A 25,023-nucleotide genomic window follows, 5' to 3' on the forward strand; every position below is an offset into this window, starting at 1 on the left:
ATGAGCGGACTGTGCGACGGACGTGTCACCGTCGTCACCGGAGCGGGCCGCGGCCTCGGGCGGGCGCACGCGCTCGCCTTCGCCGCCGAGGGCGCGAAGGTCGTCGTCAACGACCTCGGCGTGGCCCCGGACGGCGCCGGGGCGTCGGCGGACCCGGCCCAGCGGGTCGTCGAGGAGATCCGGGCCGCGGGCGGGGAGGCGGTGGCGCACGGCGGCGACATCGCCACCACCGACGGCGCCGCCTCCCTCGTGGCCACCGCCCTCGATGCCTACGGCCGGCTCGACACCCTCGTCAACAACGCCGGATTCCTGCGCGACCGCATGCTCGTCAACCTCGGCGAGGACGAGTGGGACGCGGTGATCCGCGTCCATCTCAAGGGCCACTTCCTGCCGCTGCGGCACGCCGCCGCCCACTGGCGCGCCGAGGCCAAGGCGGGCCGCACCCCGGCCGCGCGGGTGGTCAACACCAGCTCCGGGGCCGGGCTGCTGGGCAGCGTCGGACAGGGCAACTACTCCGCGGCCAAGGCCGGGATCCTCGGCCTGACCTCGGTGGCCGCCGCCGAACTCGGCCGCTATGGCGTCCAGGTCAACGCCATCGCCCCGGCGGCCCGCACCCGGATGACGGAGACGACGTTCGCCGGTGACATGGCCGCGCCGGACGATCCCGCCGCCTTCGACGCGATGGCCCCCGCGAATGTCTCACCGCTCGTCGTCTGGCTCGGCTCGGCCGCCTGCGCCGGGGTCACGGGCCGGATCTTCGAGGCCGAGGCCGGGCGGATCACCGTCATGGAGGGCTGGCGGCCGGGCCCCACCGCCGACAAGGGCGCCCGCTGGACACCGGGGGAGGCGGGCGAGGCCACACGGAAACTCCTCGCCGGGGCCGAACCGCCGGGGCCGGTGTACGGGGCGCCCTGACCGGCCGTCCGGCCCCTATGGGGTGGGGGAGACCCCCGTACGGGACGGGCGGCAGCGGGATGGGAGCCCGGGGCGCCGCGACGGCACGATGATCCGCGAACGGGAGATGGGAACAAGGCGAGGAGCGGGCTCGTGGGTGTTCGGGCAAGGGGCGTGGCGCTGTGGGCGGGGATCGGCGCGCTGGCGGTGACGGCGACCGTCACCATCGCCACGGCCCAGGGGGAGTCGGCCGGACCGTCGGCGCCGTCCGGTTTCGAGGAGGCCGTCGGCCAGACGGTGAAGGACGGATTCCCGGGCGCGGTGGCCTACGCACGGCACGGCGACGACGAGTGGCGGACGGCGGCCGGGGCCGCGGACCAGGCCACCGTGGAGAAGGCCCGGCCGGAGCAGCGGTTCCGGATCGCCAGCAACACCAAGGCGTTCGTCTCCACGGTCCTGCTGCAACTGGAGGGCGAAGGACGGCTCTCACTCGACGACAGCGTGGAGAAGTGGCTGCCCGGTGTCGTCCAGGGGAACGGCAACGACGGTAAGGCCATCACCATCCGTCAACTGCTCAACCACACCTCGGGGATCTACGACCCCACCACAGAGGCCTCCTTCTTCGCACCCTATCTGGAGGACGGCGACCGGGACCACGTCATCACCCCGCGCGAGGTGATCGCCCGCTCGGTCCGGCACCAGCCGGAGTTCGCGCCCGGGAAGGGCTGGTCGTACTCCAACACCAACTATCTGCTCGCCGGGCTGGTGATCGAGGCGGTGACCCACCACTCGGCGCCCGCCGAGATCGACCGCAGGATCCTCGCCCCGCTGGGGCTCAAGGACACCTCCTTCCCGGTGACCGACCCCGAGGTGCACGGCTCCCATCTGCATGGCTACGACCTCAAGGGCCGCGATATGACGCGGTTCAGCCCCTCCTACGACTGGACCGCCGGAGCCATGATCTCAACCGTGGACGATCTGGCCCGGTTCGAGCGCGCCCTCTTCGGCGGCAAGCTGCTCCGCCCCGATCAGCGGCGCGAGCTCAGGACCCCGGTGGAGTTCCCCGACGCGCCCGCGTACGGACTCGGGGTGCAGCGCGTGGAGGTGCCGTGCGCCACCGGCGAGGGGAAGAAGGCCGATCCGCTCACCGCCTGGGAGACCGACGGCGCGGGCCCCGGCTACACCAGCGTCTCCCTCACCACCGCCGACGGCCGCCGCCAACTGGTCCTGGCCGCCACCGTCTACGACCTCGCCGCGGAGCTCAAGGACGAGGCGCCCGTACCGCGGAGCAAGGGGCTGCTGAAGGCACAGACGGCGGTCCTGTGCGACTGAGCTCCCGCAGCCCCGGTCGCCCTTCTCAGGAACGGGCCGCCGGGGCGAACTGGGCCAGGACGGCCCGGCGCCCCGCCTCGAGAGCCTCCTCGAGCAGGGCGCTGTCCGTCTCCAGACGGCTGATGGAAGGCGCCGCGGCATCGGGGCGGACCGACAGCACCGCGGGGTCCGTCGGCGTCGAACGCGGTCAGCAGCCCCAGCTCACGCACGGCCAGCGCCATACCGGCCGAGATCGTGCCGCGCATCCCGCCGCCCTCGATCGCCAGCGCCACACATCGGCGCGTCCACTCACCCGGGGGCCGGGCAGGGCGGCGTCTCCGGGCACGTGGTCGCCACCACGCTCACCAGAGGGCCGCGATTCGCCCGTCTGGCCCGGCTCTCACCCGGGCGGAGAATCAGAGGCTGACGCCGTGTGACCGCAGATAGGCGAGCGGATTGATGTCCGAGCCGTAGCCGGGGCCGGTGCGGATCTCGAAGTGGAGATGCGGTCCGGTGGCATTGCCCGTCGAGCCGGAACGGCCGATCTGCTGGCCGCCGTTGACGCTCTGCCCGGCCCGCACCGACAGCTGCGAGAGATGGCCGTACTGGCTGTACTTGCCGTCCGGATGCCGGATGACCACCTGATAGCCGTACGCGCCGCCCCAGCCCGCCGAGACCACCTGGCCCGAGCCCACGGCCTTCACGGAGGTGCCGATGCCGACGGGGAAGTCCACCCCCGTGTGATAGCCGCTCGACCAGCTGGAACCGGCCGCCCGGTAGGCGGTGCTCGGACTGACCCCGCTGACGGGGGCGGTGAAGCCCGAGGAGACGACGGGCTTGGTGGCCCGCTCCCGGCTGGGGTGCTTCTCGGCCTTCGGATGCGGCGCGGGCTTCGGCTTCGGCTTCGCCTTGGCCTTGTGGTGGGGCTCGGGTTCCGCCTTGGGCTTGGCGGTGGCCTTACCGCCCGTGAGGGAGAGCTTCTGACCGGGGTAGATCAGATCGGGATCGCCGCCGATCGTCTCGCGGTTGGTCTTGTAGAGCGCCTCCCAGCCACCGTTGACGTCGTGGGTGTCGGCGATACGGGACAGCGAGTCGCCGCTGACGACCACATAGCGGCCGGACTTCGTGGTGGCGCCCCCCGGGAGACTGGTGGGCGTGGGCTTGCTCGCCGCCGCCTGCTGGGCCTTCTCCGGCCGATGGGTCTGCTTGACCGGGGCGGCGACCGTCCTGACGACCTTCTCGGCGCTCTGCGGCGCCGCGTCGTCCCGCGTCAGACCGGCCTTGTCCGAACAGACCGGCCATGCGCCGGGGCCCTGGCCGTCGAGCACCTTCTCCGCGATCGCGATCTGCTGGTCCTTGGTGGCCAGATCGGCCCGTGCCGCGTACGCCGTGCCGCCGTACGCCTCCCATGTGCTCTGCGTGAACTGGAGCCCGCCGTAGAAGCCGTTGCCGGTGTTGATGGCCCAGTTGTCGGTGGACTCGCACTGGGCCACCTTGTCCCAGGTTTCGCCGGAGGCCGCGGACGCGCCCGCGGCGCCGACGAGTGGAAGGGCGATTCCGGCGCCGCCCGCCGTGACGCTCAGCGAGGCACGGGAGATGCGGTTGGGCTTGTAGCGGCGGTGGCGTCCCCGTAAGGGCATGGACGGCTCCTTCTCGTGCTGCCGGGTGCGGCGAGCTGCCGGGCGGGCCAAAGATAAGGGGGCCGATTTGGGCACAACAAGAGGGAGTTCACCTAGAAAGACGGTCATAGTGCGCTGTGCTGCGCCCCTTTTCCGGCTATGTGATGTGCATCACATTCTTGCTCGCGGCCCGCACTCCACTCCGCGTCGCCGCCGCGCCCCCGCGAAGCGAGCCGCCGCCCGGGACCGATGGTCCCGGGCGGCGGCGTGCCGTGATTCCGGCGAGGGGTTACCGGCGTACGGCGAGCGACACCGCGAAGCGGGCCTCCGCGTCGGTCCACCAGCGGCGCGACTCCATCCCCGCGGCGGCCAGTTCGGCCCGCACCTTCTCCTCGCGGAACTTGGCGGACACCTCGGTGCGGACCTCCTCCCCGGCGGTGAAGTGCACCGCGAGATCCATGGCGGGAATCTTCGCGGTGAGCTCCTTACGGGCCCTCAGCCGCATCTCGATCCACTCCTCCTCGGCGTTCCACACCGCCACGTGGTCGAAGTCGGAGGGGTCGAAGTCGGCGCCCAGCTCGCGGTCGAGCACCGTCAGCACGTTCTTGTTGAACGCCGCGGTGACCCCCTGGGCGTCGTCGTAGGCGGAGACGAGCGTGGACTCGTTCTTGACCAGGTCGGTGCCGAGCAGCAGCGCGTCGCCGGGCGCGAGCAGCTCGCTCACCGAGGCGAAGAAGGCGGCACGCTCGGCCGGCAGCAGATTGCCGATGGTGCCCCCGAGGAAGGCCAGCAGCCTCGGCCCCGGGGTGTCGTCGGGCAGCGCGAGCCCGTTCATGAAGTCGGCCACCAGCGCGTGCACCATCAGCCGTGGATGCTCGGCCAGCAGTGCCTCCCCGGCCAGTTCCAGCGCGCTCTCGCTCACGTCGACGGGGACGTAGACGCGCAGCTCCGGCAGCGCCCGGATCAGGTGGTGGGTCTTCTCGGAGGAACCGGAGCCCAGTTCGACGAGGGTGCGGGCCCCGGTGGCGTCGGCGATCTCCGCCGCGCGGGCGACGAGGATCTCCCGCTCGGCGCGGGTCGGGTAGTACTCGGGCAGCCGGGTGATCTCTTCGAAGAGTGCGCTTCCCCGGGCGTCGTAGAACCACTTGGGCGGAAGCTGTTTGGGGGTGCTGGTCAGCCCGTCGGCCACATCGGCGCGCAGCGCGGCCGTGGTGGCGTCGGCGGGCAGGGTGCGGGTGACGGTGAAGGGGCTCAACGGGAAGCCTCCTTGAGTGCGGTGAGCAGAACATCGGTGCGGGTGGCGGTGAGCAGGGTGTGGTCGGGGACCTCGGTCCAGCCGGGGTCCTGGTCGTACGGCTCGGAGGCCACCACCACGCCCCGGTCCGGATCGGCCAGGTACCACAGGGTGTCGCCCCAGGCGGTGGCGGCGATGGTCTCGCCGTCCATGAGCAGCAGATTGAGCCGTGAGCCGGGGGAGGCGGCGGCGAACTGTTCGACGGTCTCGGCGAGCGCCTCCGGTGGCGCGTGGCCCAGCCGCAGCCGGTGCAGCACCAGCGCCCAGACGAACGCCGAGTCGCACCGGGCCTCCAGACCGAGCAGATCCGCCGGTGGCAGTGCGGTGGCGAGGTCCGCGACCGAGTGCGGCCAGTCGCGGATCGCCCCGTTGTGGCTGAACAGCCAGGTCCCGGAGGCGAACGGCGAGGCGCCCGCCTCGCCGTCCGCGCTCGCCTCGGTGGCATCCCGCACGGCGGCCATCAGCGCCCCCGTGCGCACCACGCGGGCCAGGTCGGCGAACGACAGATCGCCCCAGATGGGCCCGGCGCGGCGGTAGCGCGCGGGCACCGGGTCGTCCGACGCGTACCAGCCGACGCCGAACCCGTCGGCGTTGACCGTGCCGTGCGCCTGCCGCCGCGGCGCCCACGACTGCCGGAACAGGCTGTTCGCGGGCGCCACGACCACCTCGCCGATGGAGGTCCGCGGCCCGAGGTAGGCCAGGTGGCGGCACATCAGGTCGCGTCCCGCGCGGTGCGGAAGCCGGAGAAGATCTGGCGGCGGACCGGCAGGTCCCAGTTGCGGAACGTGCCCCGGCAGGCGACCTCGTCCACCGCGAAGGAACCGCCGCGCAGCACCTTGTGGTTCGGGCCGAAGAACACTTCCGAGTACTCGCGGTAGGGGAAGGCGCGGAACCCCGGGTAGGGCAGGAAGTCGCTCGAGGTCCACTCCCACACATCGCCGATCAGCTGCCGCACCCCCAGCGGGGAGGCGCCCCGCGGATAGCTGCCGGCCGCCGCGGGGCGCAGATGGCGCTGGCCCAGGTTGGCGTGTTCGGGCGTGGGGTCCTCGTCGCCCCATGGATAGCGCCGGGACCGGCCGCTCTCCGGGTCGTGGCGGGCGGCCTTCTCCCACTCCTCCTCGGTCGGCAGCCGCCGCCCCGCCCAGCGGGCGTAGGCGTCCGCCTCGTACCAGCTCACATGCACCACCGGCTCCTCCGGCGGCACCGGCTCCGTCACCCCGAACCGCCGGCGCAGCCACTGGCCGCCCTCGCGCCGCCAGAACAGCGGGGCGGCGAGGCCGTGCTCCTGGACGTACGCCCAGCCGTCGGCCGTCCACCAGCGTTGCTCGGTGTAGCCGCCGTCCGCGATGAACCGCTCGTACGCGCCGTTGGTCACCGGAGTGGTGTCGATGTGGAAGGCCGGGACCAGCCGGTGGTGGGCGGGCCGCTCGTTGTCCAGGGCCCAGGGCTCGGCCGAGGTGCCCATGGTGAACGGACCGGCCGGGACCAGCACCTCCTCCGGCAGCGCCGCGCCTCCGTCCGCGTCGGGCGGCGGCGGGGCGGTGAGCGCGGCGGGTCCGCGGCGCAGCTGGTGGGTGATGAGCATCGTCTCGTCGTGCTGCTGCTCATGCTGGGCGATCATGCCGAAGGCGAAGCCCGCGTCGACCAGCGGGGCGCCGCGCAGCTCGATCCGCTCCAGGATGTCCAGCACCCGGCCGCGCACCTCGTGCACATAGCCGCGGGCCTCGGCGGGTGCCAGCAGCGGCAGGGTGGGCCGCTCGGCGCGCGGGTGCTCGAAGGCGTCGTAGATCGAGTCGATCTCGGGGCGCAGGGCGTCACGTCCGCCGACCGCGCGCAGCAGCCACTGCTCCTCCTGGTTGCCGATATGCGCCAGATCCCACACCAGCGGGGACATCAAAGGGGAGTGCTGGGCGGTGAGGTCGGGCTCGTCCACGCAGGTGGTGAGGGTGTGGGTGCGGTCGCGCGCGGTGCGCAGCGCCTTCTCGGCGCGCCGGCGCAGCGCCTCGGGATCGATCGTGGAATCGGATTCGGGGGCGGTCATGACCGTCCCTCCTTACCGGTGAGAGGAGCGAGCAGATCGTCGGCGGGACATCGGCCGCGGAGCACATAGCGGTCGGTGAAGGCGGCGACGGCGGCCGTGATGGCGGGGGAGGCGCCGATACGCGGCAGCGCGTCCAGCGCCGTGGTGAAGCAGCTGGCGGCGGCGGTGCGCAACTCGGGGTCGGCCAGACCGTGGCGGGCCGCGGCGCGCCACAGCGGATTGGCCGGTGCGGGGCGGGCGCCCGCCGTCTCGGCGAGCGGTTTCACCACCCGGTAAACCGTTTCAGCAGCCTCGGGATCGTCGAAGAGCGCGACCGTGACGGCGAGGGGGACGATCCAGCCGTCCTCACCGCCCTGCGCGTCGATCATGCGCAGTTCCAGATGGCCGCGCGGGCGGACGGGGGGAAAGAGCGTGGAGATGTGGAAGTCGAGGTCGTCGTGGGTGGGTGGCCGGGGCAGCGCCGTCCGGGCCCACTGGCGGAAGGTCACCCCGGACGGCACCGTCCAGGGCGCCTTCTCGTCCCGGATGGCCATCACGGGCGCGTCCAGCACGTAGTGGGCCCAGGCCGCGCGGGGATCCCGGCCGTCGGCCGGGGCGTGGGTGCGTCCGGGCTCCATCGCCGTCCACAGCGCCTGCCGGGTGGAGCGGTAGCCCGTGGGGCGGCCCTGGCGCAGGGGGGAGTTGGCGAACGCGGCGGTGAGCACCGCGCCCAGCAGATGGGCGAGCCGCCAGCGCCGTGCCATGCCGAGCGGCCCGGGCTCCTCGTGCCCGGCGTCCACACAGACCTGTACGGAGGCGGTGTTGCACATCATGGAGCGCCCGGCCGGACCCCGGCGGTCGAAGTAGGTCTCCATGCACTCGTACCGGGGCGTGGTGAGGAAGCGTCTCGGTGGGCGCCAGGGGTCGTGTCCGTGGCCGGCGAGCCCGAGGCCCAGGCCGGTGAGTACGGAACGTACGAGAACCAGATCGGCGGCCGCGGACTCCACACACGCGGTGAGGGAGTCGGCCGGGAGGGAGCTGAGCTCCACCTGACCGCCGGGTTCGAAGGTGATGGCGGACCGCAGTGGCAGTCCGCGCAGGGCGGTGACCGCGGCTTCGAGCCGGGCCGCCTCGATGGGTCGTGCGGGGTCGTGCGGGTCGTACATGAGCCATTCGAGTTCGACTCCGATGCGGCGCGGCGGCCCGGTCTTGAAACAGATGCCGTGCAGCCTGGCCTCCATCTCGGCCTCGCTGATCGCCTTGTCGTCGGGCACAGTCGTCTCCCGTCCCGTTCGGGCATCGGCTCGCTGGGAAACGAACCGATATGTCGCCGTCCACTCTTAACTGCCGACGCGCCGGGCTCAAGGGTGCCTCCAGAGTTGCACAAGAGTTCATCCGCCGCCGGGCGGGCAGGTCAGGATGGCTGACGGTGGTGGCGGTTCCGCTCCTCGTACCGACTGGTTAGTATGTTCGACCCGGCGCGGTACCGCGTTCCGACCGATCCGTTTGTGGAGGCCACCGGATGCAGGCATGGCGAGTGCACGACAATGGCGAGCCCGGTGAGGTCATGCGCCTCGATGAGGTGCCGGACCCCCAGGCGGGACCGGGCCAGCTGCTGCTGCGGGTCCGGGCCGTCAACGTCAACTTCCCCGACGCCCTGCTGTGCCGCGGCCAGTACCAGGTGCGGCCGCCCCTGCCGTTCACCCCGGGCGTCGAGGTGTGCGGCGAGGTCGTCGCCGTCGGCGAGGGCGCCGAGGGTGTGGTCGGCTCCCGCGTCCTGGCCACGCCCACGCTCCCAGCGGGCGGCTTCGCCGAGCTGGTACCCGTGGAGGCGGCGGCCGCGCTGCCCGCGCCCGACGCCCTGGACGACGCCGAGGCAGCGGCGCTGCACATCGGCTACCAGACCGGCTGGTTCGGCCTGCACCGCAGGGCCCGCATCCAGTCCGGTGAGACGCTCCTGGTGCACGCCGCGGCGGGCGGGGTCGGCAGCGCCGCCGTCCAGCTCGGCAAGGCGGCCGGGGCCACCGTGATCGGCGTCGTCGGCGGCGCGGACAAGGCCCGCGTCGCCCGCGAGCTCGGCTGCGACCTCGTCCTCGACCGGCGCGCCGACGACATCGTGGCAGGCGTCAAGGAGGCCACCGGCGGACGCGGCGCGGACGTCGTCTACGACCCGGTCGGCGGCGACGCCTTCGTGAAGTCCGTCAAATGCATCGCCTTCGAGGGCCGCATCGTGGTCGTCGGCTTCGCGAGCGGCGTCGTCCCCCAGGCCGCCCTCAACCACGCCCTGGTCAAGAACTACGCCATCCTCGGCCTCCACTGGGGCCTGTACAACACCCACGACCCGGCCGCGATCCGCGCCTGCCACGAGGAGCTGACCAAGCTCGCCGCGCAGGGCACCGTCAAACCGCTGGTCAGCGAGCGCGTACCGCTGAAGGACGCGGCCGACGCCGTCCAGCGCGTCGCCGACGGCGTGACCACCGGCCGTGTGGTCGTCGTCCCCGGGCAGGCCGGAGGGGACCGATGAGCACCACCCGGCACCGCCCCGCCGTGGGCGCCGACGAGCTGCGCCGCCGCGTCCGCGAACTCCTGGCCGCCCATCCGCCCGCCACCACCGACCGACTGGACTTCCTGCGCGCCCGCTTCGACGCCGGGCTCGCCTGGGTGCACTACCCGGCCGGACTCGGCGGCCTGGACGCCCCGCGCTCCCTCCAGGCCGTCGTCGACGCCGAGCTGGCGGCCGCGGAGGCGCCCGACAACGACCCCCGCCGCATCGGCATCGGCCTCGGCATGGCCGCCCCCACCATCCTCGGCTTCGGCACCGACGAGCAGCGGCAGCGGCTGCTGCGCCCGCTGTGGACCGGCGAGGAGGTGTGGTGCCAGCTGTTCAGCGAGCCCGGCGCCGGATCCGACCTCGCGGCGCTCGCCACCCGGGCGGTGCGCGACGGCGACGACTGGGTGGTCGACGGACAGAAGGTCTGGACCTCCAGCGCCCATCTCGCCCGCTGGGCCATCCTCATCGCCCGCACCGACCCCGACCAGCCCAAACACCGCGGCATCAGCTACTTCATCTGCGATATGACCGACCCCGGGGTCGAGGTCCGGCCCCTGCGCCAGATCACCGGCGAGGCGGAGTTCAACGAGGTCTTCCTCACCGGTGTGCGCATCCCCGACAGCCGGCGGCTCGGCGAGATCGGCGAGGGCTGGCGGGTCGCCCAGACAACCCTGATGAACGAGCGGGTCGCCATCGGCGGCGGCCGCGTCCCGCGCGAGGGCGGCATGATCGGACTGGTCGCCGACACCTGGCGCGAGCGGCCCGAACTGCGCACCCACGACCTCCACCAGCGGCTGCTGCGGCTGTGGGTGGAGTCCGAGGCGGCCCGGCTCGCGGGCGAGCGGCTGCGCCAGCAGCTCGCGGTCGGCCAGCCCGGCCCCGAGGGCTCGGCCATGAAACTCGCCTTCGCCCGCCTCAACCAGCGGATCAGCGCGCTGGAGGTCGAGCTGCTGGGGGAGGAGGGGCTGCTCTACGACGACTGGACGCTGCGCCGCCCCGAGCTCGTGGACTTCACCGGGCGCGAGGCCGGTTACCGCTATCTGCGCGCCAAGGGCAACTCCATCGAGGGCGGCACCTCGGAGGTGCTGCTCAACATCATCGCCGAACGCGTCCTGGGCCTGCCGCCCGAGCCGCGGACCGACAAGGACGTCCCGTGGAAGGACCTGCCCCGATGAGCACCGCCGACCTGCTCTACTCCGAGGCGGAGGACGATCTGCGCGCGGCCGTACGGTCGCTGCTCACCGATCGCTGCCCGCCCGCCACGGTGATCTCCGAGGCCGAGAGCGGCCGGGCCTACGACATGGCGCTGTGGCGCGCGCTGGGCGCCGAGATGGGCACCGCCGGGCTGCTGGTGCCGGACAAGCTCGGCGGCCAGGGCGCCACCGCGCGGGAGGCGGCGGTGGTGATGGAGGAGCTCGGCCGCGCCGTCGCCCCCGTGCCCTACCTCACCAGCGCCGTCCTCACCGCCGCCGCCCTGCTCGGCTGCGACACCGACCAGGAGGCCGCGGCCCGGCTGCTCGGCGCGGTCGCCGAGGGCCGCACGGTCGGCGCCCTCGCGGTGCCGCTGTCCACCGTGGCCGTGGCGCCCGGCGGCGGGTACGGTGCGCCCGCCGCGACCGTACGGGCCGACGGCGACTCCACGCTCAGCGGCCAGGTCTCCGGTGTCGCGGGCGCGGCCGGGGCCGATCTGCTGCTCGTCCCCGCCACCGGCGCGGACGGCTACGGGCTCTACGCCGTGGAGACCGCCGAGACCAGCGTCACCGTCGAACCCCTCGCCTCGCTCGACCTCACCCGTCCGCTCGCCGCGGTGACCCTCACCGGCGCCCCGGCCCGCCGGCTGGCCGGGCCCGGCCGGGCCGAGGCGGCCATCGGGCGGGCGCTGCTGACCGGGGCCGGGCTGCTCGCCTCCGAGCAGCTGGGCGTGGCCGAATGGTGTCTGACCGAGACCGTCCGCCACACCAAGGAGCGCCATCAGTTCGGGCGCCCCATCGGCTCGTTCCAGGCGCTCAAGCACCGTATGGCCGCGCTGTGGCTGGAGCTGGTCTCGGCGCGCGCCACCGCCCGGTACGCCGCCGACGCACTGGCCACGGACAGCCCGGACACAGCGGTCGCGGTGGCCGTGGCCCAGGCGCACTGCGCCGAGGTGGCGGTGCACGCGGCCGAGGAGTGCGTCCAGCTGCACGGCGGCATCGGCATGACCTGGGAGCACCCGGCGCATCTGTATCTCAAGCGGGCCAAGAGCGACCAGATCGCGCTGGGCACCCCCGGCCGCCACCGGCAGGCGCTCGCGGGACTGGTGAATCTGCCGGCCCCCACCGGCTGACCGGTCGGCCCCACCGGCACCGGCGGCCGCACCGGCTGGCCGGCCGGATCCGGCGAACCCGCCCCCGCTCCGCGATCACGCCACTAGAGTGCCGAACAGCTGTGCGGCACGTCGGGTGAGTCCGGAACGGGGGCACATGGTGAGCGACTTCGACTACATCGTGGTGGGGGCGGGCTCGGCGGGCGCCGTGGTGGCCGCCCGGCTGACCGAAGCCCCGGACGTACGGGTGCTGCTGCTGGAGGCCGGGAAGGACGACGCGGCCGCGCAGATCCACGACCCCACCGCGTGGTTCACCCTCATCGGCGGTGAGCACGACTGGGGCTACACCACCGTCCCGCAGCCGGGGCTGGCCGGGCATCCGCAGGCCGCCGTGCGCGGCAAGGTGCTCGGCGGCTCCAGCAGCATCAATGTGATGACCTACGTCCGCGGCCATCCCGGCACCTTCGACGCCTGGGCCGCCGACGGCTGCACCGGCTGGGACGCCGCCTCGGTGCTGGAGACCTTCCGCGCCCTGGAGCACGCCGAGGGCCGCGACCCGCGCTTCCGGGGCACCGGCGGCCCGCTGCGGCTCAGCCGGGCCGAGACGCCCAACCCGCTGAGCACCGCCTTCCTCGACGCGGCCAAGGAACTTGGCCATCCCTACAACGACGACTTCAACGGCGCGGAGAGCGACGGCGCCGGACGCCATGAGTGGACCATCCACGAGGGGCGCCGCCAGAGCACGGCGGTCGCCTATCTCGATCCGGCGATGGACCGCCCCAACCTCACCGTGCGCACCGAGGCCCACGCACAGCGGCTGCTCTTCGAGGGCACCCGCTGCGTCGGCGTCGAATACGCGGGCTCCGGTGGTGTGGCACGGCGGGTGCGCGCGGCGCGTGAGGTCATCGTGTGCGCGGGCTCGGTGGACTCGCCCAAGCTGCTGATGCTCTCCGGAATCGGCCCGGCCGGGCATCTGCGCGAAGTGGGCGTCCCGGTGCTGGTGGACGCCCCCGAGGTGGGGGCCAATCTCCAGGACCACCCCCTGGTCGGGCTGGTCCACGAGGCGGGCGCCCCGCTGCCGCCGCCCCCGCTGACCACCGCCGAGGCGGCCCTGTTCACCCGGACCGATCCCGGACTGCCCCGCCCCGACCTCGAGGTGTTCCTCTTTCACATCCCATTCCACCCCAGGCTGCTGCCGTTCCCGCCGAACAGCTTCACCCTGACGGCCGCCGCGATGCAGCCCCACAGCCGGGGCACGGTCCGGCTCTCCGGCGCGGACCCCGAGGACCGGCCGCTGATCGACCCCGGCTATCTCAGCGACGGAAGGGACCTCGCCACCTTGGTCCAGGGGGTCGAACTGGCCCGGTCGCTGGCGGCCACCGACGCGTTCGAGGAGTGGCAGCCGCGCGAACTGCTGCCCGGCCCCGGGGTGAGCGACCACGACGGCCTGGCCGACTTCGTCCGCGAGAACACCGGCACCTACTTCCACCACGTCGGCACCTGCCGGATGGGCGGGGACGAGCAATCGGTGGTGGACCCCCGGCTGCGTGTCCGTGGCGTCGACGGGCTGCGGATCGCCGATGGATCGATCATGCCGTCGATCGTCTCGGCCAACACCAACGCGGCCTGCGTCATGATCGGCGAGATGGCCGCCGAACTGATCCGCGCCGACGCCTGAAGGGGCTCGCCACGCCCGCTCACCGCGCGGCGGCGACCGCCTGGAGGTAACCGAACAGCAGATCGGCACCCGTATGGAGCACCAGGTGACGGCGGTCCAGGGGCGATTCTGGGCCACACTGACGGCCGGATTCCGATGCTCCGTAGTGGCCGAGGAGGCTCCCCATGGCCATTTCCATCTCCGTGGTCCTGCTGCTTCTGATCCTCACAGTGGTGTTTCTCCGCAGCGGCGGACTGCGCATCTCGCATGCGCTGGTCTGTGTGACGCTCGGCTTCTACCTCGCCAGCAGCAGCGTGGCACCCACCATCTCCGAGGGGCTGGCGGCCACCGCGGACGTGGTCAGCAGCGTCCGTCCCTGACCCACGCCCGCGGCGACCGGTCTCTGACGGTCGGGCTCAGCGGCCGATCTCGACGTCCTCCAGCACACCGACCGCATCGGGCACCAGGATCGCCGCCGAGTAGTAGGCGGAGACCAGATAGGACGTCACGGCCTGCTCGCTGATGCCCATGAACCGGACGTTCAGACTGGGCTCGTACTCGTCCGGGATACCGGTCTGATGCAGACCGATGACCCCCTGGCTCTCCTCCCCGGTGCGCATCGCCAGGATCGAGCTGGTGCCGGACTCGCTGATCGGGATCTTGTTGCAGGGCAGCAGCGGAACCCCGCGCCACGCCCGCACCGCGAGCCCGGCCACCTCGACGCCCTGCGGATACAGACCTCGGCTGCTGCATTCCCGCCCGAAGGCGGCGATGGTGCGCGGATGCGCCAGCAGATACTGGGTCTTGCGGCGCCGGGCCAGCAGCTCGTCGAGGTCGTCGGGGGTGGGCGGACCGCTGCGGGTGTGGATGCGCTGGGACAGGTCGGCGTTGTGCAGCAGACCGAAATCCCGGTTGTTGACCAGCTCGTGCTCCTGGCGTTCGCGCAGGGCCTCGATGGTGAGGCGGAGCTGCTGCTCGACCTGGTTCATGGGTTCGTTGTAGAGGTCGGCGACGCGGGTGTGGACGCGCAGCACGGTCTGGGCCACGCTCAGCTCGTACTCCCGCGGCTCCAGCTCGTAGTCCACGAACGTGCCCGGCAGCGCCGGCTCGCCCGAGTGGCCGGACGCGATGGCGATATCGGCCTCACCGCGCCGGTTCTGAGCGGGCGCGGTCCGCTCGGCGAGCCCCTGGAGATGGTCGCGCAGCGCCGCGGAGCGGTCGGCGGCCTCCTGGACCACGCGGCGGGGGAGGGTGAGCACCGTGGTCCGGGTGATGGCCCGGGCGGTGAACTCCCAGGTGTGCTCCGGACCGGCCAGCACCGCGTCGCCGAAGTACTCCCCGTCGGCCAGCACCGCCAGCGTGCTGCCCTCGTCATACGCGCCGGGGGCGATCTGGCGGACCTTGCCGTGGGCGATCAGGAACACCTGGTCGGCCGGGCGGCCCGCCTCCACCAGCACGTCCCCCGGCGCGTACTCGCGCTGGACACAGCCGTCGGCCAGCGACTCCAGCACGGAGGTGACCCCGAAGCCGCGCAGTGTCGGCAGCTCGCCCAGCTCCGGCGGGATGACCCGCACCTGTGATCCGGTGGTGATGAACTCCACCCGCCCGTCCCCGACCGTGTAGGTCAGCCGCCGGTTCACCCGGTACGTACCGGCCGACACCTGGACCCAGGGGAGGACGCGCAGCAGCCACCGGGAGGAGATGGCCTGCATCTGCGGAACGGACTTGGTGGTGGTCGCCAGATTCCGTGCCGCGGCCGTGCCCAGACTCAGCGGCTGCTCACCGGACTCCACGGAGGTGGTCATAAGTGCTCATCACCCATTTCGGTAGATCTTCGGGAAGGTATGCGAAGGCCATAGGCCCGGTCGGGTGGACGTCAGGGTCCGCCGGGCGGTTCAGAGCCCGACTTCCACGTTCTCCAGAATTCCGAGTGCGTCCGGGACGAGCACGGCCGCGGAATAGTAGGCGCTGACGAGATACGAGATGATGGCCTGCTCGCTGATTCCCATGAACCGCACCGAGAGGCTCGGCTGGTATTCGTCGGGAATTCCGGTGCGGTGCAGCCCGATGACCCCCTGGTTCTCCTCCCCGGTGCGCAGAACGAGAATCGAGCTCACACCGCTCCCGGAGACCGGAATCTTGTTGCACGGCAGGATGGGCACGCCCCGCCAGGCGGGCAGCGCATGCCCGTTCACCTCCGTGGGCTGCGGGGAGATGCCACGGCTGTTGAACTGCCGGCCGATCGCCGCGATGGCGCGCGGATGCGCCAGGATCAGCCCCGGGTCCTTCCAGACGGTGGCCAGCAGCGCGTCGAGGTCGTCGGGGGTGGGCGGACCGCTGCGGGTGTGGATGCGCTGGGAGAGGTCTGCGTTGTGCAGCAGGCCGATCTCGGGGTTGTTGATGAGCTCGTGCTCCTGGCGTTCGCGCAGGGCCTCGATGGTGAGGCGGAGCTGCTGCTCGACCTGGTTCATGGGTTCGTTGTAGAGGTCGGCGACGCGGGTGTGGACGCGCAGCACGGTCTGGGCCACGCTCAGCTCGTACTCCCGCGGCGTCAGCTCGTACTCCGCGAAGGTGCCCGGCAGAAGCGGCTCGCCCGAGTGTCCCGAGGCCAGCGCGATGGCCGCCTCCCCGTGCTCGTTCCGGTCGGTCTCCGGCGCGGAGCGCACCGCCTCCACATGCGCGCGCAGCTCCGGTGAGCGGTCCAGCTGCTCCTCGAACTCCTGCCGGGGCAGGGCCAGCACCGTGCAGGACGTCACGGCCTTCACGGTGATGCCCCAGGTGCCCGCCTCGGCGGCGGTCAGCTCCGGCTCCCCGATGTGGTCGCCACCGGCGGCCGAGCCGACCACCGAGGGCTCGTCGAACGCGCCCTCGGTCAATTTGTCGACCTTGCCGTGGGCGATGAGGAGGAGCTCATCGGCCGGGCGCCCGGCCTCCACCAGCACATCGCCGGGCGCGAACTCCCGCTGGGCGAAGCGGTCCGCCAGGGCCTCGAGAACCTCGGTGTCCTCGAACCGGCGCAGCAGCGGCAGCTCACGCAGCTCGACCGGGATGACCCGCACCTGTGATCCGGTGGTGGTGAACTCCACCCGGCCGTCGCCGAGCGTATGGGACGCCCGGCGGTTCACCCGGTAGGAACCACCCGGAACCTGCACCCACGGCAGCATGCGCAGCAGCCACCGCGAGGTGAGGCCCTGCATTTGCGGAACGGATTTGGTCGTCGTCGCCAGATTCCGCGCGGCCGCCGTGCCGAGGCTCAACTGCGGCTGCGAAATGTCGGTACCGGAACCCGGTTCAACGGACGTCGTCATCGTGAATGCTCACCCATCCCTGTACGGACCTTGAAGAAAAATTCCGCTCGAGCAACTGCCAAGCTATCAGCGGACTTTGGGCCTTTGCATTCACTCAAAAGAGTGCCCGGCTGAGGGTTATGGCGGCCGCCGCCGACGGGTAAACATTCCGAATGCGTCGTGGGCCGACGGCCCCGCGCCCCGCCCGTTCACCCGGCGCGCGCACCCGCCCCGCGCCCCCCACGGGCACCGCCGCGACCGCCCCGGCACCTCGGGAACGGCGAGGAAATGGCCGGGGACCACCCGTGGAACTCTTCGCTCAGTACTGCCCTTTGGGTGTACGGCCGTCCGATACTCACTGGCGTCGATCCTGCGTATCCGGCACCCCGCCGGGACGAGAGCCGGGAGGCCCCATGGACCGCCGTACACGCCGTGCCTTTGTCGTCACCCTCGGAGCCGCTCTGGCGGGCGGCGCTGCCGCGCCCGCGTTCGCGGGCACGTCCGCCTCGTTCGGCGACACCGCCGTCGCGACGGACAACTCGAAGGTCGGCCCGAGAGACCGCGCCAAGGGCAAGCGGCCGCTGGCCAGAGCCCACGCCCACAACGACTACGAGCACCCGCGTCCGCTCCTCGACGCGCTCTCCCACGGCTTCGGCAGCGTGGAGGCCGACATCTGGCTGGTCGACGGCCAGCTGCTGGTCGCGCACGACGCCACGGACCTCGACCCCACCCGCACCCTGGAGTCGCTCTACCTCGACCCGCTAGCCCGGCGGGTGAAGGCCAACGGGGGCCGGGTCTACGGCGGTTACGACCTGTCGCTCCAGCTGCTGATCGACCTCAAGACCGCCGGCGAGCCGACCTACCTGGAGCTGGCCAAACGGCTGCGCCGCTACGGCCACCTGTTCAGCGCCGCCTACGGCGGGGTCGGCGGCCGGGTGCGCCGCGGCGCGGTGACCGCCGTCATCTCCGGTGACCGCGGCGCACGCGCCCCCATGGAGGCCGAGAAGGTGCGCCACGCCTTCTACGACGGGCGGCTGGAGGATCTCGGCTCGGGCGTGCCCGCCTCCTTCATCCCGCTGATCAGCGCCGACTGGACCAAGACCTTCACCTGGACGGGAGCCGGTCCGATACCGGCGGCGGAGCGCGAGACGCTGCGCCGCCTCGTCGCCTCCGCGCACGGCGCCCGGCAGACCGTGCGCTTCTGGGCCACCCCGGACGTGGCGGGTCCGGAGCGCGACGCCCTGTGGCGCGAGCTCCTGGCCGCCGACGTGGACTACCTCAACACCGATGACCTGGCGGGCCTGGAGGCGTTTCTGCGCGCTGCCCGCTGACGCCTGGTTGGGCGGCGGCCGGGGAGAAAATCACTCGCGTGCCGCCGCCCGCACGGCCATGCTTGCCCTCATGCTCATCAGGACCGCCACCGCCGAGGACTGGCCCGCCATCTGGGCCTTTCTGCGCCGCATCGTCGCCGCGGGGGAGACCTACACCTACCCCCGCGACCTGGACGAGGACCGGGCCCGCGAGATCTGGATGTTGGAGCCCCCGAGCCGTACCGTCGTCGCCACCGACCCCGACGGCACGGTCCTCGGCTCGGCCAAGATGAACCCCAACCACATGGGGCCCGCCGCGCATATCGCGGGGGCCAGTTTCATGGTGGCCCCCGAGCACGGCGGACGCGGTGTGGGCCGCGCCCTGGGCGAGCACGTCCTGGACTGGGCGCGCGCCGAGGGCTACAAGGCGATGCAGTTCAACGCCGTGGTGGAGAGCAACACCCGGGCGGTGGCGCTGTGGCGCTCACTCGGCTTCGAGGTCATCGGCACCGTCCCCAAGGCGTTCGCCCACCCCACGAACGGCTATGTGGGGCTGCACATCATGCATCGCTTCCTCTGATCCCGGCCGGCTCACCGGCCCCGGCGGGGTCCCGGAACCCCGCCGGATCGTCGAGGACCGCCTGCACCACCGAGCTGGCCGCGCCCAGCAGCGGACCGTCCGGGCCGAGCCGGGAGACGGTCACCGCCCCGCTGCCCGGACGGGCCGGGTCGGTGAGCCGCCGGCCCAGCTCCCGCTCCAGGGCGGGCAGCAGCCAGGGCGCAAGCGGTGTCAGCGCGCCGCCGAGCACCACCTTCTCCGGGTCCAGGAGATTCACCGCGCCCGCGAGGGCGATCCCGAGCGCCGAGCCCGCGCCGCGCAGCGCGCGCCGCGCCAGCTGGTCGCCGCTCGCCGCCCGCACCGCCAGCACGGCGATACGGCCACCGGGGCCCGGATGCCGGGCCGCGGCCTCCTCCGGGGACAGTCCGCTCGCCCGCAGCACCGCCTCCTCGCCCGCGTACTGCTCCAGACAGCCCCGGCCGCCGCAGGCGCACTCGGGCCCCTCGGGGCGCACCGGCACATGGCCCAGCTCGCCCGCGAAGCCGTGGGTGCCGCGCAGCAGTTGCCCGTCGAGCACGACCGCGGCGCCGATGCCGATCTCGGCCGAGACATGGACGAAGTCCCGGGGCGCCGGGTCGTGGCCGCCCCGCCACAGCTCGGCGAGCGCGCCCAGATTCGCCTCGTTGTCCACCGTCACCGGCAGACCGGGCAGCGCCGCGCGCAGTTCGGGGCCGATGTCCACCCCTTCCCAGCCCAGATTGGGGGCGCGGACGACCAGCGACGAGTCCCGCGCCACCAGGCCGGGCACCGCCACCGCGAGCCCCACCGGCCGCAGCCCGCCCAGCTCCGCCTCCGCCGCGACCTGCCGGACCAAACCGGCGAGCTGGGTGAGCACCGGGGCCGGTGGGCGGTCGCGGTTCGCCGACGCGAGCTCCGTACGGGCCCGTATCCGCCCGGCGAGGTCCACCGCGCACACCGCGAGGTGGTCCACCCCGATCTCCGCGCCGAGACCGGCCGGACCGTGCTCGTTGAGCTGGAGGGCGCTGCCGGGGCGGCCGACCGTGCCGGGCCGGGAGGGGCCCAGCTCGACCAGCAGCCCGTCCCGGATCAGCTCGTCGACGAGCGTGGAGACGGCGGCCCGGGTGAGCCCCACCCGCGCCGCCACCGCGGCACGGGACAGCGGGCCGTGGGCGGCCACGGCGTGCAGCACGAGGGAGAGATTGCGCCGGCGCATCGCCTGCTGGGTGTTGGGCAGTGGCGCTGCCACCTGAATCCGTCTCCTCTCGGCCGATCCGCTCATTGTGCCGGGCCGGTACGACACCGGGCGCCCGGCCGCGATGGCGACCCCGGTACGGCGCCGCGACCCCGCCGTGCGGCGTCCACGCGTGGCGCGGCGCGTTCACGCGTGGCGCAGCAGTCCGTCCGCGTCCGCCAGCACCCGGGAGAGCCGCTCCAGCGCCGCCTCGTCGCGGGGCACCGGGCCGTAGGACGGCCCTTCGGCGGTCGACCAGCGCCGCGCCACCGCCGCCGGGTCCTCGCCCAGCAGCAGCCCCGCGGCCTGTGCGGCGGCCCCGAGGGCGACCAGCTCCTCGGCCCGGGGCACCTGGACCGGGCGTCCGCTCAGCCGCCGGACCGTCTCCCGCCACGCCGTGCCCTTGGCGCCGCCGCCGATGAGCAGCAGCGGGGCGTCGGGCGCCGCGTCCGCGTCCAGCACCTGGTCCAGCGCGGTGAGCAGGGCGAAGACGGCCCCGTCGTAGGCGGCCTGGAGCACCTGCCCGGGGGTGGTGTCGTGGCGCAGACCGTGCAGCAGCCCCGAGGCGTGCGGCAGATGGGGGGTGCGCTCGCCGTCCAGGAACGGCAGCAGCACCGCCGAGCCGCCCGGCTCCACCGCCTCCCGGTCGCGGCCCAGCAGCGCCGCGATCCGGTCGACCGCGAGGGTGCAGTTGAGCGTGCACGCCAGCGGCAGCCAGGCGTCGCGCGTGTCGGCGAACCCGGCGACCACCCCGGTGGGGTCGGTGGGCCGGTGGGCCGAGACCGCGTAGACGGTGCCGGAGGTGCCCAGGCTCAGCACCGGCTGCCCCGGGCGCAGCCCGAGCCCCAGGGCGGCCGCCATGTTGTCGCCGGTGCCGGTGGCCACCAGGGCACCGGTGGGAAGCGGCAGATCCGGCAGTTCCCGTACGGTCCCGGCGGCCTCGCCGTGGCGCAGCACGCGCGGCAGCAGTTCGGGGGAGAGCCCGACCCGGTCCAGGATCTCCTCGTCGTAGGACTCGGTGGCCGAGGCCCACCAGCCGGTGCCCGAGGCGTCGCCACGGTCGGTGGTGCCGTAGCCGGTGAGCCACTCGGTGAGGTAGTCGTGGGGGAGCCGGACGGCCGCGGTGGCGCGGGCGGCCTCCGGTTCGTTCTCCATGAGCCAGGCCCACTTGGTGACGGTGAAGGCGGGCGCGGGCACGCTGCCGACCCGCTCCGCCCACGCCTTGGGGCCGCCCAGCTCCTCGATGAGCCGGTCGCGCTGCGGCGCGGAGCGCACATCGTTCCACAGCAGCGCGGGCCGCACCGAGCGGCCCGAGGCGTCCAGCGCGACCAGGCCGTGCTGCTGACCGCCCACGGAGACCGCGGCCGCCTCCCGGGCCGGGGTCCCGCACTGGCGCAACGCCTCGGTGAGCGCCTCCCACCACTGCTCGGGGACGGACTCCTTACCGGTGCCGTCGCTGCCGCCGCCCACGGTGTGCGCGGCCTGTCCTCGGGCGACGACCGCACCGGTCGCGGAGTCGACGACGAGCGCCTTGGTCGACTGCGTGGAGCTGTCCACGCCGACGACGAGCGGTCCTTGCGGCACGGGCACGGCTGCTGCTGCCATCTCGCGCTCTCCCTTGCGTTCATGGGTCGTGCGGTGTGCGGACTGTACGGGGCTTCCCCGGAATGCTCGCGCATACTAATTTGTAAAGTGCCATGACGAAATAGGCGAGGGAGCCGCGATGAGCTACAACCCCACCCCCGAGGACAGGTTCACCTTCGGACTGTGGACGGTCGGCTGGCAGGGCCGGGACCCGTTCGGGGACGCCACCCGCCCGGCGCTCGACCCCGTGGAGTCCGTGACCCGGCTCGCCGAACTCGGCGCGTACGGCGTCACCTTCCACGACGACGACCTCATCCCCTTCGGGGCCTCCGAGACCGAGCGCGAATCGCATATCAAGCGCTTCCGGCAGGCATTGGACGCCACCGGGATGACCGTGCCCATGGCGACCACCAACCTCTTCACCCACCCGGTCTTCAAGGACGGCGGCTTCACCGCCAACGACCGTGATGTGCGCCGCTACGCGCTGCGCAAGACCATGCGCAACATCGACCTCGCCGCCGAGCTGGGCGCGAAGACCTATGTGGCCTGGGGCGGCCGCGAGGGCGCCGAGTCCGGCGGCGCCAAGGACGTACGCGCCGCGCTCGACCGGATGAAGGAGGCGTTCGACCTGCTCGGCGCGTATGTCACCGAGCAGGGCTACGATCTGAGGTTCGCCATCGAGCCCAAGCCCAACGAGCCGCGCGGCGACATCCTGCTGCCGACCGTCGGCCACGCCCTGGCCTTCATCGAGCGGCTGGAGCGGCCCGAGCTGTACGGGGTCAACCCGGAGGTGGGCCACGAGCAGATGGCCGGGCTGAACTTCCCGCACGGCATCGCACAGGCGCTGTGGGCGGGCAAGCTCTTCCACATCGACCTCAATGGCCAGAACGGCATCAAGTACGACCAGGACCTGCGGTTCGGCGCGGGCGATCTGCGGGCCGCCTTCTGGCTCGTGGACCTGCTGGAGACCGGTGGCTACGAGGGTCCGCGCCACTTCGACTTCAAGCCCCCGCGCACCGAGGACATCTCGGGCGTCTGGGCCTCGGCCGCGGGCTGCATGCGCAACTACCTCATCCTCAAGGAGCGCGCGGCCGCCTTCCGCGCCGACCCCGAGGTCCAGGAGGCGCTGCGCGCCTCGCGCCTGGACCAGCTGGGCCTGCCGACCCTCGACGAGGGCGAGACCCCGGCGGCGCTGCTCGCGGACCGCACGGCCTTCGAGGACTTCGACGTCGAGGCGGCCGCCGAGCGCGGCATGGCCTTCGAGCGCCTCGACCAGCTGGCCATGGACCATCTGCTGGCCGCGCGCGGCTGACCGGGTCCGGCTGACCGGGTTTGGCTTACCGCGTCCGGCCGGTCGGGTCCGGCCGCCGGTCCCGCCCGCCGACGGGACCGGCGGCCGGGGCTCTCACCGGCTCAGGACTCCGGCAGCCGACCGCTCAGGACGACGGCTGCCAGCCACCGAGCCAGTCGGCGATCTCGTAGTCCGCGGCCTGGGCGTCGGTCAGCTGCGGACGGTCCGTGCTCGCCGCACCGGAACCGGCGCCGGTGTTCTTGTACTCCGAGAAGCGGTCGTCCTTCCAGGAGAAGCCGCTCATGTCTGTCCACGGTGTGGTCTTGACCGCCGCTGACAGATCCGTATTGCGAACGATCGCCTGCGGATCGAGACTGGCGTCGCCGCCCGCGTGCCAGGGACGGCCGAGATAGAACGACCGGCTGCTGACATCCCCGGTGATGTTGCTGTTGATGAACAGGAAGCCCTTCTTCCCGGCCGCGGTCGAGGGCGCCGCGACATAGCCGCCGGAGCTCCCGTCGTAGCGCTTGACGAGCCGGATCGCCGACTTGTTGATCACGGCGGAGGCCCGGCCGAAGATGAAGTCGACATTTCCCTGGATCCAGGCGTTGTTGACATACACCCGGCCGACCTTGTCCTTGCTCGCCGAGTCCAGCAGCAGGGTGTCCTGGTCCCCGAGCGCGCCGATGTTGTCCAGGACGATCCGGTCGCCCGCGGTGCGCAGTGCGACCGCCTGCTTGTCGGTGATGCCGGTGTTGCCCTCGTTGAAGTCGTTCACGAACTGTAGATTGCGCGCCTGGAAGTCATCGGCCTCGACGGCCACGGTCGCGCTGCCGCTGGTGCCGTAGGTGCCTCCGCCGGGCTTGGGGGTGCCGGAGGCGTTGTTGTAGACGATCGTCACATCGTTCTTGCTGCTCGTGGTCCCCACCAGCCGGATGTGCGGCTTGTTGGCGGGCACCTTCACCGTCTCGCGGTAGGTACCGGGCTTGACGGAGATGGTGACGGTGGACGGGTTGTTCGCCGGCACCGCGTCGACGGCCGCCTGCACGGTGGTGTAGGCGCCGCTGCCGTCCTTGGCCACCACGATGGTCGCCGCCGCGGCCGTGGGCCTGTCGGCGGAGGGCGTGGCGGCGTGGGCCGGGGCGACGGCGAGCCCGACGCCGGTGGCCAGGGCCAGGGAGCCGATGAGCGGAGCGGGGCGGCGCCGCCGGGGGCGCCGTGGGCTGAGGGTCATGGTCGGTGACTCCGTCCCGTGGAGGCGTGCCGAGGGGGTTGACGCCTTACGGTCTCCACGGCCCACCCAAAGGTTGCCGCCCGGCTGCCTTCGGCGTGGCCGGTTCTGCCGCCCGCATGGATCTGCGGGCCGCCTGGACCTTCCGCCCGTCTCGCCTGCGGGCACCGAAGCGCCCTCGGGGCGGGACGCCCCTCCTGGCCCTGGCCCTGGCCCGAGGCCGATGGCGGAGGGGACGCCGCCACCGGCCGTGCGCCGCCGCGTCAGCCGTCGGAGCCGGGCATCGCCAGCGCCGCCGCCGGGTCGTGTCCGGCCGGGCCCGCGGGCCACCAGCGGCCGCGCTCCCTGCGGTACGGCCACCAGCGGCCGTCGTGTCCGTAGCGCACCTGGAGATCGGCGCCCACCACCGTCCAGCGGTTCGCCGTGGCGCGCAGCCGGGGCGCCCGCTCGTCCCCCTCCCAGGCGGTCGCGAGCTGGGCGCGGGCCCGCGCGAGGGCCTCCGCGTCCGGCGTCCACTCCTCCTCCAGCACGGTGAGCGCGGCGGCCCCGCCGTGCTCCCAGGCGCGGACGGCCCGCGCCAGATCGGTGCGGTCGCGCCCGCAGCCCGCCGTGAGCCGGGCGGCGACCGCCGCCGGGGGACCGGCGGCGGTCAGCCGCACCGTGTCCTCCCACACCGTCAGCGCAACCGCGACCGGGGCGGTGGCGTGGCCGGGTGCGAGAGCCTCGGCCAGCAGCCGCTGGGCGCGTACCGCGGCGTCCGCCGCCAGGAACTCCAGCGCGGCCACGTCCAGCCCCTCGGCCGGGTCCGTGCCGCCCGCCAGCGCCGGAGGACGGCCGGGCGCGGCGACCGCGGGCGGGGCC

21 protein-coding genes and 2 pseudogenes are annotated in these 25,023 nt (G+C 73.0%); 10 read left to right on the forward strand and 13 right to left on the reverse strand.

The window, feature by feature from the left end; translation table 11 throughout:
* Complete coding sequence (locus ABD329_RS19545) at positions 1–915, forward strand: SDR family oxidoreductase (protein ID WP_198275639.1); 915 nt, start codon at positions 1–3, stop codon at positions 913–915.
* A gap of 132 nt (positions 916–1,047) precedes the next feature.
* Positions 1,048–2,226: a serine hydrolase domain-containing protein gene (locus ABD329_RS19550; protein ID WP_309142629.1), complete on the forward strand. Its 1,179-nt coding sequence runs from the start codon at positions 1,048–1,050 to the stop codon at positions 2,224–2,226.
* Positions 2,227–2,251: 25 nt separating this feature from the next.
* Here ABD329_RS19550 and ABD329_RS19555 read toward each other — a convergent pair whose 3' ends face one another.
* The 6 genes from ABD329_RS19555 to egtA form a co-directional block, all read right to left on the reverse strand.
* The gene (locus ABD329_RS19555; RefSeq protein WP_281404608.1) at positions 2,252–2,386 is read right to left on the reverse strand and encodes a hypothetical protein; all 135 of its coding nucleotides are present in this window, start codon (positions 2,384–2,386) and stop codon (positions 2,252–2,254) included.
* 235 nt (positions 2,387–2,621) lie between these two features.
* On the reverse strand, positions 2,622–3,845 hold the full coding sequence (locus tag ABD329_RS19560) for a transglycosylase family protein (protein WP_198275638.1): 1,224 nt from the start codon (positions 3,843–3,845) through the stop codon (positions 2,622–2,624).
* A gap of 268 nt (positions 3,846–4,113) precedes the next feature.
* Positions 4,114–5,079, reverse strand: coding sequence for an L-histidine N(alpha)-methyltransferase (egtD, locus tag ABD329_RS19565; protein ID WP_198275637.1), 966 nt, complete (start codon positions 5,077–5,079; stop codon positions 4,114–4,116).
* Positions 5,076–5,831 carry an ergothioneine biosynthesis protein EgtC gene (gene egtC, locus ABD329_RS19570; protein WP_198275636.1) on the reverse strand — a complete coding sequence of 252 codons (756 nt, stop codon included), beginning with the start codon at positions 5,829–5,831 and terminating at the stop codon, positions 5,076–5,078. Before egtC ends, egtD begins: the two co-directional genes overlap by 4 nt.
* Positions 5,831–7,159, reverse strand: a complete 1,329-nt coding sequence (gene egtB / locus ABD329_RS19575; RefSeq protein WP_198275635.1) for an ergothioneine biosynthesis protein EgtB — start codon at positions 7,157–7,159, stop codon at positions 5,831–5,833. Before egtB ends, egtC begins: the two co-directional genes overlap by 1 nt.
* Positions 7,156–8,412 carry an ergothioneine biosynthesis glutamate--cysteine ligase EgtA gene (gene egtA, locus ABD329_RS19580; protein WP_198275634.1) on the reverse strand — a complete coding sequence of 419 codons (1,257 nt, stop codon included), beginning with the start codon at positions 8,410–8,412 and terminating at the stop codon, positions 7,156–7,158. Before egtA ends, egtB begins: the two co-directional genes overlap by 4 nt.
* Before the next feature lie 248 nt (positions 8,413–8,660).
* On the opposite strand from egtA, the gene ABD329_RS19585 reads away from it, so the two are divergent.
* From ABD329_RS19585 to ABD329_RS19600, 4 genes are all read left to right on the forward strand, one after another.
* Positions 8,661–9,662: an NADPH:quinone oxidoreductase family protein gene (locus ABD329_RS19585; protein WP_198275633.1), complete on the forward strand. Its 1,002-nt coding sequence runs from the start codon at positions 8,661–8,663 to the stop codon at positions 9,660–9,662.
* A complete protein-coding gene (locus tag ABD329_RS19590; RefSeq protein ID WP_198275632.1) occupies positions 9,659–10,864 on the forward strand; it encodes an acyl-CoA dehydrogenase family protein in 1,206 nt (401 codons plus the stop codon). The genes ABD329_RS19585 and ABD329_RS19590 overlap by 4 nt, the downstream gene beginning before the upstream one ends.
* Positions 10,861–12,012 carry an acyl-CoA dehydrogenase family protein gene (locus ABD329_RS19595; protein ID WP_198275631.1) on the forward strand — a complete coding sequence of 384 codons (1,152 nt, stop codon included), beginning with the start codon at positions 10,861–10,863 and terminating at the stop codon, positions 12,010–12,012. Before ABD329_RS19590 ends, ABD329_RS19595 begins: the two co-directional genes overlap by 4 nt.
* Positions 12,013–12,148: 136 nt before the next feature.
* Positions 12,149–13,669 (forward strand): GMC family oxidoreductase, encoded by a 1,521-nt coding sequence (locus ABD329_RS19600; RefSeq protein WP_198275630.1) that lies wholly within the window; start codon positions 12,149–12,151, stop codon positions 13,667–13,669.
* A gap of 19 nt (positions 13,670–13,688) precedes the next feature.
* On the opposite strand, the gene ABD329_RS19605 is transcribed toward ABD329_RS19600, so the two are convergent.
* A complete protein-coding gene (locus tag ABD329_RS19605) occupies positions 13,689–13,835 on the reverse strand; it encodes a hypothetical protein (RefSeq protein WP_157857019.1) in 147 nt (48 codons plus the stop codon).
* Here ABD329_RS19605 and ABD329_RS19610 point away from each other — a divergent pair.
* The gene (locus tag ABD329_RS19610) at positions 13,834–14,028 is read left to right on the forward strand and encodes a hypothetical protein (RefSeq protein WP_020866016.1); all 195 of its coding nucleotides are present in this window, start codon (positions 13,834–13,836) and stop codon (positions 14,026–14,028) included. The two genes, ABD329_RS19605 and ABD329_RS19610, sit on opposite strands and share 2 nt — an antisense overlap.
* Positions 14,029–14,064: 36 nt before the next feature.
* On the opposite strand, the gene ABD329_RS19615 is transcribed toward ABD329_RS19610, so the two are convergent.
* Both ABD329_RS19615 and ABD329_RS19620 read right to left on the reverse strand, forming a co-directional pair.
* The gene (locus ABD329_RS19615; RefSeq protein ID WP_198275629.1) at positions 14,065–15,453 is read right to left on the reverse strand and encodes a family 2B encapsulin nanocompartment shell protein; all 1,389 of its coding nucleotides are present in this window, start codon (positions 15,451–15,453) and stop codon (positions 14,065–14,067) included.
* A gap of 90 nt (positions 15,454–15,543) precedes the next feature.
* The gene (locus tag ABD329_RS19620) at positions 15,544–16,956 is read right to left on the reverse strand and encodes a family 2B encapsulin nanocompartment shell protein (RefSeq protein WP_198275628.1); all 1,413 of its coding nucleotides are present in this window, start codon (positions 16,954–16,956) and stop codon (positions 15,544–15,546) included.
* A gap of 392 nt (positions 16,957–17,348) precedes the next feature.
* On the opposite strand from ABD329_RS19620, the gene ABD329_RS19625 reads away from it, so the two are divergent.
* Positions 17,349–18,266, forward strand: coding sequence for a phosphatidylinositol-specific phospholipase C/glycerophosphodiester phosphodiesterase family protein (locus tag ABD329_RS19625; protein ID WP_198279191.1), 918 nt, complete (start codon positions 17,349–17,351; stop codon positions 18,264–18,266).
* A gap of 70 nt (positions 18,267–18,336) precedes the next feature.
* Positions 18,337–18,825 (forward strand): GNAT family N-acetyltransferase, encoded by a 489-nt coding sequence (locus tag ABD329_RS19630; RefSeq protein WP_246618734.1) that lies wholly within the window; start codon positions 18,337–18,339, stop codon positions 18,823–18,825.
* On the opposite strand, the gene ABD329_RS19635 is transcribed toward ABD329_RS19630, so the two are convergent.
* Positions 18,806–20,104 (reverse strand): ROK family protein, encoded by a 1,299-nt coding sequence (locus ABD329_RS19635; protein ID WP_198279193.1) that lies wholly within the window; start codon positions 20,102–20,104, stop codon positions 18,806–18,808. The genes ABD329_RS19630 and ABD329_RS19635 overlap by 20 nt on opposite strands.
* Positions 20,105–20,203: 99 nt before the next feature.
* Positions 20,204–21,661, reverse strand: a complete 1,458-nt coding sequence (gene xylB, locus ABD329_RS19640) for a xylulokinase (RefSeq protein ID WP_198279194.1) — start codon at positions 21,659–21,661, stop codon at positions 20,204–20,206.
* A 118-nt stretch (positions 21,662–21,779) separates the two neighbouring features.
* On the opposite strand from xylB, the gene xylA reads away from it, so the two are divergent.
* Positions 21,780–22,952 (forward strand): xylose isomerase, encoded by a 1,173-nt coding sequence (xylA, locus tag ABD329_RS19645; RefSeq protein ID WP_198279195.1) that lies wholly within the window; start codon positions 21,780–21,782, stop codon positions 22,950–22,952.
* Positions 22,953–23,076: 124 nt separating this feature from the next.
* Here the strand turns inward: xylA and ABD329_RS19650 are convergent.
* Positions 23,077–24,057: pseudogene (locus tag ABD329_RS19650) on the reverse strand (pectinesterase family protein); the annotation flags it as partial.
* Between the two features lie 368 nt (positions 24,058–24,425).
* Positions 24,426–25,023: pseudogene (locus tag ABD329_RS19655) on the reverse strand (SWF or SNF family helicase); the annotation flags it as partial.

Origin of the sequence: Streptomyces javensis (assembly GCF_039525925.1) — a bacterium.
Classification (GTDB): domain Bacteria; phylum Actinomycetota; class Actinomycetes; order Streptomycetales; family Streptomycetaceae; genus Streptomyces; species Streptomyces asiaticus.